The organism is Paenibacillus sp. 2TAB23, from assembly GCF_052115165.1.
Lineage (GTDB): Bacteria > Bacillota > Bacilli > Paenibacillales > Paenibacillaceae > Pristimantibacillus.
Genome location: NZ_JBFRGD010000003.1, coordinates 332444 through 349697, shown reverse-complemented (window position 1 = coordinate 349697; position 17254 = coordinate 332444). Strand labels below are relative to the sequence as shown.

General features: G+C 49.1%; 17 protein-coding genes and 1 pseudogene. 14 read left to right on the top strand and 4 right to left on the bottom strand.

What is annotated here, in order from left to right; genetic code table 11:
* Positions 1-52 precede the first annotated feature (52 nt).
* The 13 genes from AB4Z29_RS06855 to AB4Z29_RS06795 all read left to right on the top strand — a co-directional run bounded on the left by AB4Z29_RS06855 (position 53) and on the right by AB4Z29_RS06795 (position 12535).
* On the top strand, positions 53-1996 hold the full coding sequence (locus tag AB4Z29_RS06855; RefSeq protein WP_441942304.1) for a hypothetical protein: 1944 nt from the start codon (positions 53-55) through the stop codon (positions 1994-1996).
* A 36-nt stretch (positions 1997-2032) separates the two neighbouring features.
* Positions 2033-3076: a type IV pilus biogenesis protein PilM gene (gene pilM, locus AB4Z29_RS06850; protein WP_441942303.1), complete on the top strand. Its 1044-nt coding sequence runs from the start codon at positions 2033-2035 to the stop codon at positions 3074-3076.
* Complete coding sequence (locus AB4Z29_RS06845) at positions 3073-3675, top strand: hypothetical protein (RefSeq protein ID WP_441942302.1); 603 nt, start codon at positions 3073-3075, stop codon at positions 3673-3675. Before pilM ends, AB4Z29_RS06845 begins: the two co-directional genes overlap by 4 nt.
* Before the next feature lie 2 nt (positions 3676-3677).
* Positions 3678-4367 (top strand): hypothetical protein, encoded by a 690-nt coding sequence (locus AB4Z29_RS06840; protein ID WP_441942301.1) that lies wholly within the window; start codon positions 3678-3680, stop codon positions 4365-4367.
* A gap of 209 nt (positions 4368-4576) precedes the next feature.
* Entirely contained in the window at positions 4577-5647 is a 1071-nt protein-coding gene (hemE, locus tag AB4Z29_RS06835; RefSeq protein WP_441942300.1) for a uroporphyrinogen decarboxylase, read from the top strand.
* Positions 5640-6593 carry a ferrochelatase gene (gene hemH / locus AB4Z29_RS06830; protein ID WP_441942299.1) on the top strand — a complete coding sequence of 318 codons (954 nt, stop codon included), beginning with the start codon at positions 5640-5642 and terminating at the stop codon, positions 6591-6593. The genes hemE and hemH overlap by 8 nt, the downstream gene beginning before the upstream one ends.
* A 5-nt stretch (positions 6594-6598) precedes the next feature.
* Positions 6599-8068 carry a protoporphyrinogen oxidase gene (gene hemG / locus AB4Z29_RS06825; protein WP_441942298.1) on the top strand — a complete coding sequence of 490 codons (1470 nt, stop codon included), beginning with the start codon at positions 6599-6601 and terminating at the stop codon, positions 8066-8068.
* A 95-nt stretch (positions 8069-8163) separates the two neighbouring features.
* A complete protein-coding gene (locus AB4Z29_RS06820; protein WP_441942297.1) occupies positions 8164-9492 on the top strand; it encodes a CapA family protein in 1329 nt (442 codons plus the stop codon).
* Between the two features lie 28 nt (positions 9493-9520).
* Positions 9521-10246 carry a glycerophosphodiester phosphodiesterase gene (locus tag AB4Z29_RS06815; protein WP_441942296.1) on the top strand — a complete coding sequence of 242 codons (726 nt, stop codon included), beginning with the start codon at positions 9521-9523 and terminating at the stop codon, positions 10244-10246.
* Between the two features lie 91 nt (positions 10247-10337).
* Positions 10338-11198 (top strand): DUF92 domain-containing protein, encoded by an 861-nt coding sequence (locus AB4Z29_RS06810; RefSeq protein WP_441942295.1) that lies wholly within the window; start codon positions 10338-10340, stop codon positions 11196-11198.
* Positions 11171-11389 carry a hypothetical protein gene (locus AB4Z29_RS06805; protein WP_441942294.1) on the top strand — a complete coding sequence of 73 codons (219 nt, stop codon included), beginning with the start codon at positions 11171-11173 and terminating at the stop codon, positions 11387-11389. Before AB4Z29_RS06810 ends, AB4Z29_RS06805 begins: the two co-directional genes overlap by 28 nt.
* The gene (locus AB4Z29_RS06800; RefSeq protein WP_441942293.1) at positions 11355-12221 is read left to right on the top strand and encodes a serine/threonine protein kinase; all 867 of its coding nucleotides are present in this window, start codon (positions 11355-11357) and stop codon (positions 12219-12221) included. Before AB4Z29_RS06805 ends, AB4Z29_RS06800 begins: the two co-directional genes overlap by 35 nt.
* A 32-nt stretch (positions 12222-12253) precedes the next feature.
* Positions 12254-12535, top strand: coding sequence for a hypothetical protein (locus AB4Z29_RS06795; RefSeq protein ID WP_441942292.1), 282 nt, complete (start codon positions 12254-12256; stop codon positions 12533-12535).
* Between the two features lie 398 nt (positions 12536-12933).
* Here AB4Z29_RS06795 and AB4Z29_RS06790 read toward each other — a convergent pair.
* From AB4Z29_RS06790 to AB4Z29_RS06775, 4 genes and pseudogenes are all read right to left on the bottom strand, one after another.
* Positions 12934-13547, bottom strand: a pseudogene (locus tag AB4Z29_RS06790) (GH25 family lysozyme).
* Positions 13548-13808: 261 nt separating this feature from the next.
* Entirely contained in the window at positions 13809-15599 is a 1791-nt protein-coding gene (gene pepF / locus AB4Z29_RS06785; protein ID WP_441942417.1) for an oligoendopeptidase F, read from the bottom strand.
* Positions 15600-15793: 194 nt separating this feature from the next.
* The gene (locus AB4Z29_RS06780; RefSeq protein WP_138753269.1) at positions 15794-15976 is read right to left on the bottom strand and encodes a hypothetical protein; all 183 of its coding nucleotides are present in this window, start codon (positions 15974-15976) and stop codon (positions 15794-15796) included.
* Positions 15977-16108: 132 nt separating this feature from the next.
* Positions 16109-16342, bottom strand: a complete 234-nt coding sequence (locus AB4Z29_RS06775; RefSeq protein ID WP_441942291.1) for a hypothetical protein — start codon at positions 16340-16342, stop codon at positions 16109-16111.
* Positions 16343-16487: 145 nt separating this feature from the next.
* Here AB4Z29_RS06775 and AB4Z29_RS06770 point away from each other — a divergent pair, with 145 nt between their 5' ends.
* Complete coding sequence (locus AB4Z29_RS06770; protein WP_441942290.1) at positions 16488-17189, top strand: class I SAM-dependent methyltransferase; 702 nt, start codon at positions 16488-16490, stop codon at positions 17187-17189.
* The last annotated feature ends 65 nt before the right edge of the window (positions 17190-17254 follow it).

Below are 17254 nucleotides of genomic sequence, written 5' to 3'. Positions count from 1 at the left end.
AGTAGTCGGATTGATTTACTCATAGAATAATATGTTTAAGGAGGAAAAGGCAATGACAAAATCACTGAAGTCCGAAAAAGGCGGAACACTTATGCTTGTTTTTGGATTTATCGTCATGCTTTCGCTCGTTGTTGCTCCGCTTGCGATGAGTACGAATATCGGTCTGCTTCAAGCTAAAACGAATGCGAACTCGGAGCAGTCGTTTACAGAGGCCCACTCCGGCATGACCGTATTCGCGAGAATGTATGAGGATATGAAGAAGGTAGATAAGACAGAGAATACAACTTCTAATATCGAGCGGCTTGTCCAAACCGTCAATGATATGGATGAACTGGATGTCCAAGCAGTGATAGTTAAAAACAGCTCGGATAAACCGATTGCCGTAACATTTGAAGCCAAGCATGGTGTTGGCAATCAAGTAAGGTCGAGCAAGCTGAACTATAAACTAGAGCCGGTTTATGTTGCGACAACACCGCCGACAGTCATCGTTCCGACGCCATCGCCGACACCTGGCCCAACACCTACGCCGACGGTCCCGGCACCGGGAACAGGCAATAAGGTCCTTCTCAAAAACAGCACGACAGTCCAAAACAATAAGCTGTTTGCGGCTTGCTACATTTTGCCGGCAACAGGTCAGGCCCTGCCATTGACGCATATTTTGAATACTTTTACGGATACACAATTTCAAGGCTGGTTCGGTGATACTGCAAATTTCTACTTAAACCAATCCGCTGCCGCGATTACGAACGCCTTCCAGAACGTATTCTCCGACAGTCGATACAGCGACGTTGCGGCATTGAATAGTACAGTGACTTCTACAGAAATCTCCAAGTACCAGACGGGACCTGCGATCATTAACGCCGGAAACGTGAATATAAGCGGATCAACAAGTACGGTTATTACGAGCCCGGTAGTCATTAATAAAGACAGCAACGGCAACGCGGTCGTCGCAAACGGGAATTTATATTTTAAGGATATCGTTGATGCTTCCATATTATTTGACGGCGATGCGCGCGTAGGCGGCAATCTCGTTTTCCGAGAGCTTAAGCAGGACAAAACCATTACGTTCAATAAGAATGTGCTAGTAAAAGGCAATATCGTTATCGGTGACGGAGGTAGGATTGGCACCATAGTTATCGAAGGCGATCTTATCATAGGCGGAAATCTAACGGTTAAAAATACATTTGAAAATCTCATCGTGAAAGGCGATATCATTGTTGCGGGAGACGTGAATATCGACAGCACGGTTCTGAGATGGCATGTCAGCGGAGGCATGGTAGTCAAAGGGAACATGACAGCCACCAACGGTATTACAAGCTTTGATGTGAAAAAGAGCGTGACGGTTAAGGGAAACCTGAAATTGACCAATCCCGTTTCCGAGAGCAGAGACGGCGTTACGGGTAAATTCGCAATCGGTGGATCGTTGCAGGTCAACGGAGTATTAGAGATTAGAAATACAGTGTACGGTTTCACAGTGGATGGGAACGTAATCGTAAATCAGGATTTCACGTTTTTTAACGTGATTGAGAAAAACATGAAGGTTAAAGGCTCGATTTATGTGAAGGGGAATATCACGCTGAATAATACGGTTAACGATTTCAACGTCGATGGGAATGTAGTCGTAGACGGAAACTTCACGGTAGCCAGTACGCTCGAACGAAATTTCGTAATTGGTGGCTCCTTAGTAACAAAAGGCAGCATTGCCTTCCAGAATACGATTAAATCGAATGTGACGATCAAAATCGGCGAGAACCTTATTAGCAAGACAAATCTCACATTCAATCCATGGACACTTAAAGGCGCACTTGATATCGGCAACATGCTGCTCGTGTTCAAAGATGCTACACTTCACAATATGGACAGTGACTGGAAGAAAAACACGATGAAGGGCTTTTATGTCGGTGGGACAACCTCGTTCAACGAACAATACGCGCTAAGCTGGTACGTTAATGACCTAGACTCAGGCGGCCGACAAGAAAGCATATGCATCAAATAAATAAAATAAGCTTAGCTGCCGCGAGGGGGATGTACGATGAATCAATCCATATTAAGAAAGCTAACAAACGGACACCAGACCTTAGGCATAGAAATTACAGACAGCCAAGTAAAAGTATGCGAGGTACAGCAAAAGGGGAAAAAGGAGCTTCGGTTGTTGAATTACGCCTCGGTGCCATTGCAAGCGGGCATCGTCGATGACGGAAAGGTCATCGATAAGGAGAAGCTGCAGGAAGCATTGAAATCCGTTTTGGAATCCAAAAGATTTAATACCAAATACGCTCATTTTGCGATTCCGAGCCAGATGGTAATGGTCAGAAGCTTGAAGCTTCCCGATATCATCAATGTGGAGCTAAAGAAGCTTGTGCAGTTCGAAGTGAAAAACAATCTGAGCATGGCGTTCGACGATCCCTCTTATGATTTCATCAAGCTGCCAAAAGCAGCCCCGGAGACGAATGAGATACCGCCTGAAGAAGACAACTTGCGAGATGTGCTTGTCGTCGCCGCATCCACAAGCATTTTGCAGGATTACGTCGATGTTTTCCAACAGTTGAAATTAATACCGTGCAGTATCGAAATCAAATCATTTTCGCTGTTAAGGCTAGCAGAATGGGGACGTATTCAGTCCGAAGGCATCCATCTTCTAGTCCACGTAAATGAACAAAGCGCTGACATTACGATTATAGAGGACGGCCAGTTCAAGCTCATGCGCAATGTGGAGGTTTCATTCAAAACAGTCATAAGCGAGACTTCCGAGGAGAACAATGCGTGGCTGAACAGCTTCTCAAGTCCAGAGCAATCCTATTTGAACGCTGTACAGGATCTAATAGGCGAGCTAGAGCGGCTAATGAACTTCTATTATTACAATCTAAATAAAGGGGAGCGAACCTTTAGCCAAATCTGGCTAACGGGGGACGTGCCTAATATCGACAAGCTTACGGCTTTAATGGATGATGGCTTGACGCCTCCCGTATCCCAGCTGAAGTGGGACAGCTTGCCCGTCGCAGGCAATGCGGGAGCCTGGAGCGTTCCTGCATATGCCGTGCCGCTTGGCCTAGCATTAAGGGGGAAGGAAGCATGAAGTCGATTAACTTACTGCCCGCAAAGCAAAAAAACAGCTCGCGCAATCCGCAATTGCTTCCGCTTCTTTTATTGCTTGTTATTCTGCTGCTAGGCGCTCAAGTATATTATGTTGCTTCATGGCACTCGGAAGCTGGCGGCGTAKAACAGGAAAGGCTTAGTCTGGAGCAGGAAATTAACCAGATCCGAACGAGCGGGGACTTGAAGGTTAAGGTGGACGCTTACAAACAGGCGGAGCAAGCATTAGCAGGCTTGGAACAATCCCGGACCGAATGGAAGCCGTACCTAAAGGCGATTATCGGAAACCTGCCTTTGACCGCCAAAATCGTAACGGTCAGCGTAGCGGACCAGCCCAAAATAAACATGGAGCTTGATTTCAAAACGGGTGAGGAAATCATCGCTTACATGAAGAAGCTTGAAGAGCAAGAGATTCTGAAGGATGTGGTCTTGACCTCTTATTACAAAAAGGTAGACAGCGACACTTCATCTGTTGCTGTTCCATCGGGCGCAAATGGCGGCACGATGATTAAAACGGTAAGAAAAGAAGTGTATAAGCTGACGCTGGACATTGCCATTACGAACGAGAAGGGAGCTGAATGAGGATGGAACTGAAATGGAAGTCTTCCAAGCAGCCTCTTACGCAAAGCCAGTTGCTATATATGATCGGAATAGCTTTGTTTGCGGTTTTAAACCTAGCAGGTTTGTTCCTATATGTACTTCCCGAGCTGGAGTCGTTGAAGTTGGCTAAAAAAGACGTCGTACAATTCAGTGCAACGCTTCAAACGGTGCAAAATGAGTATTCAACCGAAAAAATACCGGATGATCAAATCGCTAAGCTAGAGACTCGCGTACCACTGGAGAGAGTAGACTCCGCAAACCTTGTTTTTTTCCATCAAATCGCTGCAGCATCAGAAACGCCGCTTGCTTACGTCAAGCAAGCAACAGGGAATGAAGGGGAACAGGGTCAAGCAGACAGCACTATAAGCGACAACGGAACGGTAACGACGAGCTTCGAGGTTGTGGTCGTCGGCCACTTGCCGAATCTCCTAACGTATATTGACCAGCTGCACAATTTCCCGCGCCTGTTCGACTTGAAGAAATGGAGCATAACCGATTTGACGAAGGAAGCGATAACGACAGAGTATCCGGATCTCTACACCAATCCCTTCATTAAAAAAGACCAACCGATTCTTTCGTTGCGAATGAACATCCAGTCCTATATTTTCTCGAAATTTGCAGACGCTTTTCATCAAGATAACGCGTTAGAGGAAGCGCCGGATAAAGCGATATAGAACAAATAATATAATATGATATAAGATGGCTTTGTTAGCGGCGCAAGCTTGCTAATAGATAAAGCCATCTTTTTTTCATCCATCCTTCATGCTCGATATGATTGATTGTCATACTATTGTCATAGGAACCTTGGTGACGGCGGTTGTTAGGTTTGATGAAAAAGGGCATAATGGTTACATAGGAAAATACTTAGAAATGGGGAACGGGAATGTCTTATAACGACCGTTTCATACGGGCTTGCCAGAGAGAACATGTCGATCAAATACCTGTATGGTACATGCGTCAGGCAGGAAGATACGATCCGGATTATCGTAAAATCAAAGAAAAATATTCATTGCTCGAAATATGCAAGCAGCCGGAGCTGGCGGCAGAGGTTACGTTAATGCCGGTTCGCAAGCTGGGTGTGGATGCGGCCATTTTGTATTCCGATATTATGAACCCGGTAGCTTCGATTGGCATAGATTTTGATATTGTTGCGAACATCGGACCGGTCATTGCGAATCCGATCCGTTCGGCGGCTGATATCGAGAGGCTTAAGCCGATCGATGTTGAGGGCGACTTAGGCCATGTCATTGAAACGATTCGCATATTGGATAAGGAGCTTGATGTTCCGCTCATTACGTTCGCGGGAGCTCCATTCACGATTGCAAGCTATCTAATAGAAGGAAGACCCTCCAAAAACTATTTGCGCACCAAAGAAATGATGTATAGCGAGCCAGAGCTTTGGCATGAGCTAATGCGCAAGCTTGGTGATATGGTCATTACTTATTTGCGTGCGCATATGGCAGCTGGCGGCAAGGCGTTTCAAATATTCGACAGCTGGGTGGGCGCATTGACGCCAGCTGATTTCCGGAAGTTCGTCTTGCCAACGATCGAGCGGATTTTCTCGGAGCTGTCGGATTTGCCGCAGCCGAAAATTTATTTCCCAGGCGTAAGCTCGGGCGAGCTGCTGCCTGAATTGCATAACGTTAAAACAAATGTAATCGGTCTTGACTGGCGCGTTTCCATTGAAGAGGGCAGACGCAGGCTGGAAAACGGCTTTGCCGTGCAAGGGAATTTAGATCCAACGATTCTGACAGCCCCTATAGGGGTAATTGAATCCTATGCGAAGGACATTATAGACAGCGGCATAAATGAGCCTGGATTTATTTTTAATCTAGGACATGGGCTGTTCCCGGAAGCATCCATCGAGAAGCTTACGGAGCTGACCGCATTTGTACATGCTTATTCAAGGAAGGCGATTGTGGCGCGCAGTCAAAAGGAGGCAAGTCATGTCTAAGCATGATGGCAAACGGATCGGCGTATTAGTCATGTCCTATGGCACACCGGAGTCGATGGATGACGTAGAAGCGTATTATACGCATATCCGTAGAGGAAATGCGCCAACGCCTGAGCTGTTGGCCGAGCTCAAAGGACGATACGAAGCGATAGTAGGCGGCGTATTCCCGCTGCGCGAGAACACGAACGGACAGGTAGCCGGTCTGCAGGACAAGCTTGAGCAATTGGCACCTGGGCAATTCAGCTGTTATCAAGGCTTGAAGCATGCGAAGCCGTACATTGAGGATGGCGTTCAGCAGATGGCTAATGACGGCATCACTGAAGCAGTCGGAATCGTTTTGGCGCCGCATTTCTCCACTATGAGTGTCGGAAGCTACATCAAGCGGGCGGAAGAGAAGGCCAATGAGCTTGGCATCACCATGACCTTCGTTAAGCAATATCATATGCATCCGAAGCTGCTTCTGGCTCTGACCGAAAGAGTATCAGACGGTGTAGCAAGACTAGCACCTGCGGCGGGGGGAGCAGACAATGTGAAGGTGCTGTTCAGCGCGCACAGCTTGCCGGTCAAGATTCGCGAGCTCGGCGATCCTTACGAGCAGCAGCTGCTTGAAACGTCTGCAGCGGTTGCTCAAGCGGCGAACGTGAAGGATTGGCAGTTTACGTGGCAAAGCGCGGGGCGGACACGCGAGCCTTGGCTTGGTCCCGATATTTTGGAAACCTTGCCCGTGCTGGCGGAAGAAGGCGTGAAAGCGGTGCTTGTAGCACCGGTTGGCTTTGTTTCAGATCATTTGGAGGTTTTGTACGATCTGGATATTGAAGCGCAGGCTGCTGCAAAGAAACTGGATGTTGCATTAGATCGAATCGCGATGCTCAATCGCGATCCACTATATATGGAAACGTTGGCGGAGTCGGTCGTCGAGGCACTGGCTAGCCTTGGGAAGGAATGAACGAGATGCGGAGAATCGGAAAGCCTGATCGAATTGTCATTATTGGCGGGGGGATCAGCGGACTGAGCTCCGCTTTTTATTTGCAGCGGGAAGCGGAGCGGCAGGGCAGGGAGCTTGAACTTACAATCGTAGACAGTGCTCCCGTTTTTGGCGGTAAAATAAATACGCTGCAGCGTGACGGTTTCGTCATCGAGAAAGGGCCGGATTCTTTTTTGGCCCGCAAACTAGCTATCATTGATTTGGCAACGGAGCTAGGCTTAGAGAAAGAACTGACAACGACCAATCCCGGAGCGAAAAAAACATATATTTTGCATGAGCGGAAGCTGTTTCCGATGCCTGCCGGACTTGTTCTTGGCATACCTACCGAAATCGCGCCATTCGTAAAAACGGGCTTGCTGTCTTGGGGAGGCAAGCTTCGCGCACTTATGGACTTGGTGATCCCGGTGCGCAAGGAGGAGACGGATGAATCGCTGGGCGGGTTTCTGGAGCGACGCGTCGGCAATCAGGTTATGCGCCGGATTGCCGAGCCGCTTCTAGCGGGCATTTATGCCGGAGATCTAAAGAAGCTTAGCCTTCAGGCAACCTTTCCGCAATTTGCGGCATCCGAGCGAAAGCATGGAAGCTTGATCCGCGGCATGCAGCATAACCGCAGAGCAACCGCGGCTGCTGGAGCTCTGCCAGCCGTTGCGAAGGGCGGAACCTTTTTGACCTTTAAGGGAGGCTTGTCCACGCTTGTCCAAGCGCTGGATCAAGCGCTAAGCAAAGCTGAGAGACGTCTCGGGACCAAGGTTACAGCCATTCATCGAAATGTCGAGCGTCATGCAAGCGCGGAAGGCAGCAACAACGAGACTGCCGAAGGATCCAGATACGAAATCGTGCTCGACAGCGGCGAGAAGCTGCAAGCGGATCGCATTGTCATGACGGCACCGGCGTATAACGCGGCAGATTTGCTTGAACCGTTGGCGGATTGCAGCGAGCTGCGGGCAGTCAACTACGTATCCGTAGCCAACGTCGTCATGGCATTCGAGAAATCGACGTTCGGTCTAGATTTTGACGGATCGGGATTTGTCGTGCCTCGCTCCGAGGGCTTGCGGATTACCGCTTGCACATGGACGTCTAACAAGTGGCTGCATACGAGCCCGAATGATAAAGTGCTGCTGCGCTGCTACGTGGGCCGCTCCGGCGATGAGGACTGCGTCAAGCTGCCCGATGCCGAATTGACCAAGGCGGTGCGCCGCGATATTGAAGAAACGATGGGCATTAAAGCGGATCCGGCTTTCGTCGAAATTACAAGACTGCCGAAATCTATGCCGCAATATCCGGTAGGACATGTAACTAATATGAAGCGGCTTCGGGAACGCTTCGAAAAGGAGCTGCCAGGCGTATGGATAACCGGCGCGGCTTTTGACGGTGTGGGGCTTCCGGATTGCATCAGACAGGGCAAAGAAGCGGCACAAGCCATATTGAATCCTTAATGCAATATTTGTTTCCCTCTAGCAGGCGGTTCGTTGCTATAATGGAAGAGTCTAACTATTCATAACTACATTCTATGATAGAGGAGCCTTCTTCCATGCAAATATCACGTTCCGAATCGCACCAGCAGGACAAGCTTAAACGCAAGAAACGGCTTCGAAGGATCATTATACTTAACTTCACGCTGCTAGGTATCATTATAGTCGTGCTTGGCGCTTGGCTGGCGGCAGCGAATTCCGATAAAGTGAAGGACATGTTCGGCAGCGGGAAGGGCGAATCCGTAAACCAAGCGGAAACGATTCCTGCGGACCAGAATGGAACTGCCGAAGGCGAAGAAGAGCCTGGCTCCATTGCTGATACGCCTGACTCTAACCTCGGCAATGAACAGAATAATGAATTGCCCGCCGCGGATGACGGTGAGGCAACCATCGCACCTGAAGACGGAGAAGGCATTGCCGTACCTGAAGACGAAACGGTTGCAGACGAGCGAATCAGCCTTTCGTTTGTAGGCGATTTGCTCGTTGCGGATTATGTCAGCGCCATTACGGCTAAGGAAGGTTATCCCTTCCTTTATCAGCCTTCCATGCTTTATTTGAGCGAGCCCGACATTACGGCAGGCAACCTGGAATTCCCGGTTACGACACGGGGGGTGCCGGTAGAGGGCACACCGTATGTTTTTAAGGGATCACCGGAGGTGCTGCCAGCGATGCGCGACGCCGGCTTTGATATTATGAGCTTGGCCAACAATCACGCACTCGATCAAGGCGTGGAAGGCATGCTCGACACGATCAAGCATTTGGATGAAGCAGGCATTTCGCATATGGGAGCTGGCAATAATGATACGGAGGCTTTTGCTCCGGTGATCAAAGAGGTCCGCGGCATCAAGGTAGCTTATATCGGATTAAGCCGCGTTGTGCCGTTCAACTCGTGGAAGGCGGACAGAAACGTAGCGGGCGTAGCGGAAAGCTATGATACGCGCCGTGCGCTTGAGGCTATTGCCAAAGCGAAAAAAGAAGCGGATCTCGTCGTTGTCATGGTCCATTGGGGCAAGGAGCGCGTGACTGAGCTGGAGAAGCACCAAACTGACTTCGGCAAGCAATATATTGATGCCGGGGCGGATCTCGTCATTGGCAGCCATCCGCATGTGCTCCAGGGGTTTGAAAGGTATAAAGGAAAATGGATTGCATACAGTTTAGGAAACTTTATTTTCAGCTCTTATCCGAAGGAAACGGCAGGCGAGACAGGCGTTCTGGACGCCTTGTGCACGAAGGAAGGCGATTGCGAGATGACCTTCCATCCGATGTTTACGGTGAATGCTCAGCCAACCCCGCTGGAGGGTGAACAAGCCAAAGCGGTGCTTGACCGCCTGACTTCGATTTCTTTTGGGGTAAAATTGGCCGAAAACGGGAAGCTTCTATCTGAATAACGCTTTGGTTAGAGAGGATGATCGCAACATGCACAATCCGTGCGTAGCGCACCGAGGCTGGTCTAGCCGCGCGCCGGAAAATACGATGGCAGCCATCCGTCTTGCGCTTGCAGACCCAGATGTGGCATGGATCGAAATTGACGTTCATTTGTCAAAGGATCATGTTCCGGTTGTCATTCACGATTACACGCTGCGCAGAACTACGAACGGCAAAGGCGATGTGAAAAGCTTGACTGCCGACCAGATAACGGCACTGGACGCGGGCAATTGGTTCTCGCAGAAATATCAAGGGGAGCCTGTTCCGACACTGGCCCAAGTGCTGCAGGAAGCGGTTGGCCGCTGCAAGCTCAATATCGAGCTGAAGACAGATGGCATCCGTTACCCGCATATCGAACAGAAGGTGCTGGAATGTATAGAGGCTTATGATGCGTTGCAGGAGGTCGTGATCACCTCCTTTCATGAAGGTGCGCTGTACCGAATGAAACGTCTTTCGAGCAAAATCCGCACAGGTCTTATTATAGACGGTTGGCGCAATACGCTGCCGAAGGAGTTGGAGGAGCTCGGAGCAGATTTCCTTTCGATCAGCTATACGAAGCTGAATAAGGAGCGGGTAGCGCTGATAAAGGAAGCAGGCATTCAGATTATGGCATGGACAATCAACGAGAAGCGCGCGATGCGCAAAATTGCCGCTCTCGATCCCGAGCTCATGATCTGTACGAATTATCCGGAACGCTGGCATGAGGTTCGCGTATAGAGGGTTGCTTATACTTATCCGATAGTTAGATCGGAGCAGCACAGCCCGTAAATGGCGTATCAGAGGTGAAAATCAGGAGGTTGCCCGCTACATGGTTGGATGGATTGATGAATGGTGGCTTAGACTGGTTGCTGGTTTGCTGGCGAGCGGTTTTGCGGCTGCGGCGGCTTACCACGTACGGTCGCTGTCTTTATCGGGAGCATGGTCGGCCGTCGTAATGGGTACGGGCTTCGTCACGCTTGGGGAGCCGGTATGGTTTGGCTTGTTAATCGCGTTTTTTATTTCTTCGAGCGCCTGGTCCCGTTACAAAAGAAAGCACCGCACCAAGGCGTTGGCTGAAGCGAAATACGAGAAGACCGGCCGCCGCGATGCCGGTCAGGTATGGGCGAACGGCGGGGCAGGCTTGCTGCTATGTGCCGCTCACGCGATTTGGCCGGATCAAGGGTGGCTGTTTGCGTACATCGGCGTGATGGCCGCCGTGAACGCCGATACGTGGGCCACCGAGATCGGCGCGCTGAGCAAGACGGCGCCGCGATCGGTGACGAGCGGCAAGCCGGTAACGGCCGGCACGAGCGGCGGTGTCACGCCGCTCGGCAGCGCAGCAGCGCTCGCAGGCGCCGTCTTCATCGGCGCCGTTGCCGCGCTGCTGCTGGCGGCCCCGCAGCCTGCAGAGGCTGCTGCGGGTACGCCAGGCGGCGCAGCGGCGGTATACATCGCCGCAGCGGCCGCCGCAGGCCTGGCCGGTGCCTTCGCCGACTCGCTGCTCGGCGCAACCGGCCAGGCCATGTTTCGCTGCCAGGTATGCGGCAGCGAGACCGAGCGCGCCGCGCATTGCGGCAGCGCGGCGGTGAAAGTGCGCGGCTTCGCCTGGCTGAACAACGACAGAGTGAACCTTCTGTCGTCGTTATTCGCAGGCGCGCTAGCATGGCTGATCGGTCATGCGCTGCTTTGACCGGAAAGCAGACAGCTCAGGGAGTACTCCCTGAGCTGTTTTTTGTTGCCAAGCCAGTTGATCCAATCAAGATAATGATACAATATGTAAATCCGTATGCTATAACCGTTATAGAAGCTAGCGGAATCACGCATGAACGAACGAAGGAGGCAGCCAATGCCGCAACGGCCATACGTTTACGAGCTGGATAAAGTCGCCTTTCAACTCGAGGAAAAACATGATTTTGGTTGGATAAAGAAACTAGGCAGCGTTTTCCAAGTATTTGATCAGCAGGACTCGGGCAATATCAGCTTCGGCATCGAGAAAGCAGGCAGGAAATATTTCGTGAAATACGCAGGTGCAAGACTCGCTTCCTACGGCGGAGATACGATAGATGCGATCGCACGCCTGCGATACGCCATCCCGTTGTACGAGCAATTGAAGCATCCCTCCCTGGTTGAGTTGGTAGACCGTATCGAGCTTGATGCGGGTTATGCGGCTGTTTTTCAATGGTTTGAAGGAGAATCGCTTCATCCGCATTGGTCGTTTCCTCCTCCTGCGAAGTATGTGGACCCAGCTTCTCCGTACTTTCGATTCAAGAAGCTGCCGACTGCAACAAGGCTGCTTGCACTGGATCGTATCATTGCCTTCCATGCTTATATGGAGCAGCAAGGCTTTGTGGCTGTTGATTTCTACGACGGCAGTTTGCTTTACGACTTCAGCAGAAATGAAATAAAAATTTGCGATATTGATCTTTATCAGAAAAAGCCATTCATCAATACGATGGGCAGATTATGGGGCTCCTCGCGCTTTATGTCGCCGGAGGAGTTTGTGAGGGGCGCTGCGATTGATGAAATATCTAACGTATTTACGATGGGGGCAGCTGCTTTCGCACTGCTAGGCGCCGAGCAGGATCGATCCTTCGCGAAGTGGGAGGCTGGCGAACGGCTCTATAACGTTGCCATGCAAGCGGTTAATCCCGTTAGGGAATGCAGATTCGCTTCAGTTCGCGCATTCAAGTCGGCTTGGGATGCGGCGCTTTAGAAAGCGGCTGAAGCGATCATAAGGAGGGACTTATGCAAGAGCATGTTGGGAATTGCCGCAAGTGCGGCACGGATATAAGCTGTTTGGACGGTTTCCTAAACGGAGTCGTTACAGCTGGAGGAGACCTGTTCTGTTTTGACTGCGCTGAGCATTCATTCACGATAGATTGTCCGGACATTCTGCTGCGTGAATATGAACGGGGTGATTTGGATGCGATTCACGCGCTCACCTGGCAGCCGGAAATTCATGAATGGCTGCCAGGCTGCGAACACCGATACGTACGAGCTTCACGCGGCAGCCCTTGTGACCAATGAGCCATCAAACAGGGTTATACAGAAAAGCGGATTTGTTTTTTCGAGCAAAATAGAGATCGAGGGCGAATTGTACCGGTATTATATGTACAGCAAGTCCGATTGGCTGCGCAAAACGCAAACAAACTTATCTTAAAATGAAGAGGAGATTGCGCAAGCAGCTCCTCATAACCTCGGTTTTTATATTTATAAACGATACAAGATGAACTAAACATGAGTATGCCGTTAGCAATGCGTGAGCAAAGTCATTCTTCCGATCGCTGTTGCAGCCAAATGGTTTTGATTCGATAACTTCATATAGAGTTACCATTTGTTCTGCAAAAGCGAACCTTTCATTTCTCCAAAACAACCTTGTTCTCTCGCCTGCGCAGCTCATTCATTTATTCATTCATTCATTCAACTTATATAGCTAACCCTCGAAATTTAAAATCAAAGTCCGCTTGACTGCCGTTATATACGTTAATGTCGACGTAAGCGTCAATTCCGTCTACTCTCCCTCGATTGCAATATTGCCAAAGCAGCCACTCCCGTTTATTTTTCAAAGCGGGTGGCTTCACAATATCTCGAATCCAGATTTCATAGTTTTCGAATCCGGTGGCCGTATATTGGTTGTAGGTATCATACGTAACATAGAGAATAGGCTTTTGATGATACACAGCTTCGAGCATGCTGATCATCGATTTAAGTTCTCGTTCAATAATGCTGGATCATGGTTCAATGTGATTTCGAGATCGATGACCGGAGGCATGCTGGCTTTCTCTACAGGAACATTGCTAATGAAGTGCGATGCTTGCTCGGATCCGCTGCTTCTTGTCGAGAAAAAATGATATGCGCCTGTCAGAAATCCGTTTTCTTTGGCACGCTCCCAATTTTGCGCAAAATGGTCGTCGGTAAAGTCATGTCCTTCCGTCGCCTTCATATAGACAAATTGATATTTATTCGTATCCGCAACCGCAGCCCAATTCACTTCTCCTTGATAATGGGAAACATCGAGTCCCTTAACCTCATATTTCATGGCAAACAAGCTGTTATGCCAGATGATGCCCTTGTATTCCAATACACATAAAACGAGTGCAAAGCCAAGTAGAATTGCGATTATTTTTTTAGCTTTCATCGGACCTCCTTGAGAAATAGAATGAAAGGCTAGCGAAACACAGAAATACAATTATGTATGAATTTACTAATAAAGAGGACGGTTTCGAATGCAAAAAGGTTGCAAGACGTAAAAAAGACCGCCAATGTGCTTGGCGGTCTTGCTTGTAGCAGTGATGTTCCGTTATTTCGTTAATTGCTCCATCTGTCCGATCAGCTCTTCGAATACGCTCATGGCCTGCTCGATCGGCTCCGGGGATGACATATCAACGCCGGCCTTCTTCAAGATATTGATCGAGAAATCACTGCCGCCGCTTTTCAAGAAACCTAGGTAACGCTCGACTGCAGGCTGTCCTTCTTCCAGTATTTGTTTGGAGAAGCTTGTTGCCGCAGAGAAGCCCGTTGCGTATTTGTAGACATAGAAGCTGTTGTAGAAATGTGGAATACGCGCCCATTCCATCTCGATATCTTTATCAATAACCATGCCAGGACCGTAATATTGCACGTTCAGGTCGTAATAAATCTGGCTAAGATCCTGCGGTGTCAGCGATTCGCCCTGTTCAGAGCGCTCGTGAATGATTTTCTCGAATTCGGCAAACATCGTTTGGCGGAATACGGTTGTGCGGAATTGGTCGGCATAATACGTGAGCAGATACATCTTTTCCTTCGCATCCGTTGATTTGGCTAAGAGATAGTCCATCAATAGCGCTTCATTGAGCGTCGAAGCAACCTCGGCTAAGAAAATGGTGTATTGCGCGTCGCGATAATTCTGATTCGTATCCGAGTAATGGGAGTGCAGGGCATGACCCATTTCATGTGTCAGCGTGAACATGCTGTTCAAGTTGTCCTTGTGATTGAGCAAGACATAGGGATGTGTGCCGAAAGCTCCCCAGCTGTATGCGCCGCTGCGTTTGCCTTCGTTCTCATATACGTCGATCCAACCTTTGTCGAAGCCCTCTTGGAGTACATTTAAGTAGTCCTCTCCGAGCGGTTTCAAGCTTTCGCTAACCGTTTTTTTCGCTTCCTCGAAAGTGATGTCCATCTTAAACTCATCTACAAGCGGAGCGAACAGATCATACATATGGAGCTCATCTAGCCCGAGCAGCTTCTTCCGAAGCTCCATATAGCGATGCATAAGCGGAAGATGTTTATGGATCGTATCAATTAGGTTCGTATAGACGGACTGCGGAATGTTGTCGCCGTATAGGGACATATCCAGTACGGAGTCATACTTACGCGCCTTCGCGTAAAAAATATTTTTGGTGACATTTGAAGTCAAGGTAGTCGCTAACGTATTTTTCAGCTTGCCGTACGTATCATAAACCGCTTTGAACGCTTCGCGGCGCACGTCTTGGTTTTTGCTTTCGAGAAATTGTATGTAACTGCCATGGGTCAGCTCAACCTCGTTACCTTCTTCATTCTTTACCTTGGGAAATTTCAAATCGGCGTTGTTCAGCATGCTGAAGACCGTACCGGGAGCAGAGCTGATATTGCCAACCTGCGCAAGGAGCGCTTCTTCGTTTTTGGAGAGGATATGTGCCTTCTGGCGACGCATCTCTTCAAGCGTATGACGGAATTTGGCTACCGATTCATCCGAAATAATGGCTTCGAGCTTCTCGTCGGATAGGCTGAGCACCTCAGGCGTAATGAACGAAAGGGCTTCGCCTGATTCTACGCTGATCTTTTTGGACTTATCCGATAAGGATTGGAAGGCTGGTTCAGCCGTATCCTCATGATGCTTCATATTTGCGTATACATAAAGCCGTTCTACGAGCATGGACAGCTCATCCTCCAGCTCAAAACATGCTTTGAGCTGCGCAACGTCGGCCAGCTTGCCTTGGAATTCCGGAATTTTTTTAATTAATGCTTTCGCTTCCGCATATTCCTTATCCCATGCCGCTTGGCTTTCGTAGATGTCCTCAAGCTTCCAGCGGGTCTCAGGTGCGGACTCAGATCGTTTAGGTACGTGATTCATCGAATTCCTCCTAGGTATGGTTAAGGTTGGTGTGGCATTCTCGGTAAGGGCAGCGGCATGCTTGGAGGCAGCAGCGCCCGGTACGAGGCTTAAAGCGAGCAGCAGGGGAAGCCATTTCATCCATTATTCACCTCTGGACACAGTTTGTTTCTACTATGTCCGTACGTGATTCTGAATATTCAGCAGCCTGCGTTCTAAGCTGAGCCCATCGTAAAAAATGCATAAACGATTAGAAAAAACGCAAACGCAATAAATGCGATGGAAACGAGTGCAAGTCCCCGGCGCAGGCCAGGGGGCAGGGAGTCGCGTTTCATAATCACGATAGCTCCGAGCGAGAAGGCTGCGATAATAAAAATAATTGAAGCTGTAGCATCCATTTGCGGACAGATCCTCCTGACACTAGTCTGGCTGTAAAAGGCAGCGCAATAATGGTACCTATGCGCAAATGCGTTACGTTATGTTTGCCATATGGGATTAAAAATCCTGCTGCCTTTGATGAAGCGCTGATGTTAAACTTCCTTCAGCGCAACCATAATGGCTTCAAGCTCCTCTTCCCGTCCGACAAAGTCAGTGGCGCGGAAGCGGTTTTGTGCCCAATGCATCATTTCTGGACGACTGATGAACGTATGCGTATCTTCGCCCCATTGATCGGAAATTTCCCGAACGATAAGCGTTTTGCCTTGTACCTCAACCGTCAGCATATTGTATTTGTCGGTTTTGTAAATTTCGTATTTCTTGAACATGTGTGTTTCCACCCTTTTAGTAGTTAATTATGGTATTCTTATCATCATAGCCATTATGGCGGCGGTAATCAATATGGTGCCATTAGAAGATGGCTGGCTGAGCTGAGTTTTAGATGAGATGAGACGAGCAGAGGAGTGTGCAAGAATGGGCAAACAAGGCTATGAACAAGTCGGCGTCGCTATGACATGCCGAGGGTACGATGAGTATGTGCGGATGTTTGATCTGCAGCCTGCTGATTTGGAGCGGGGAGAGGTGCTTGATGTCGCAGCAGGGGGCTCATCCTTTACTGCGGAAGCGAATGCTAGAGGGTATCACGCATATGCGGTAGATCCGCGTTACGACAAGGGAATTGAAGAGTGGATCTCGGAGGCGCAGCAAGAGATCGAAACCTCGACAGCAAAGCTGACTAAGCTGAAGGATCGGTTCGACTGGAGCTATTATGGCACTATTCAGCAGCATAAGGCGGGCAGAGTATCGTCAATTGAACGATTTAAAGAAAATGTTCGAGATAACAAGGAGAAGCACCGGTACACTGCAGGCAAGCTTCCCGAGCTTCCGTATTCAGATAATCGGTTTTCAATGATTTTGTGCAGCCATTTCATGTTTTTGTATGCAGACCAATTCGGAACGGAATTTCACATAGAAGCAATGAAGGAGCTCATGCGTATTTGCAAGCCAGGCGGTCAGATACGGGTATATCCGCTGCTGTCATTGAATTGGGAGCCGTATCCTGGGCTGGAGCAACTTATGAATTCAATAAAGGAGAACGGGGGGAGTGCTGAATTATTCCCATCTCATCTCCCTTTTATTCCTGGATCCAGTCAATATTTGAAGGTTTCCCTTTAATTGCTTTTTGATTTTTGTATCGCTATAATAATTTTACTCGCCGCTTCAAGCGGCGGTCATATCTA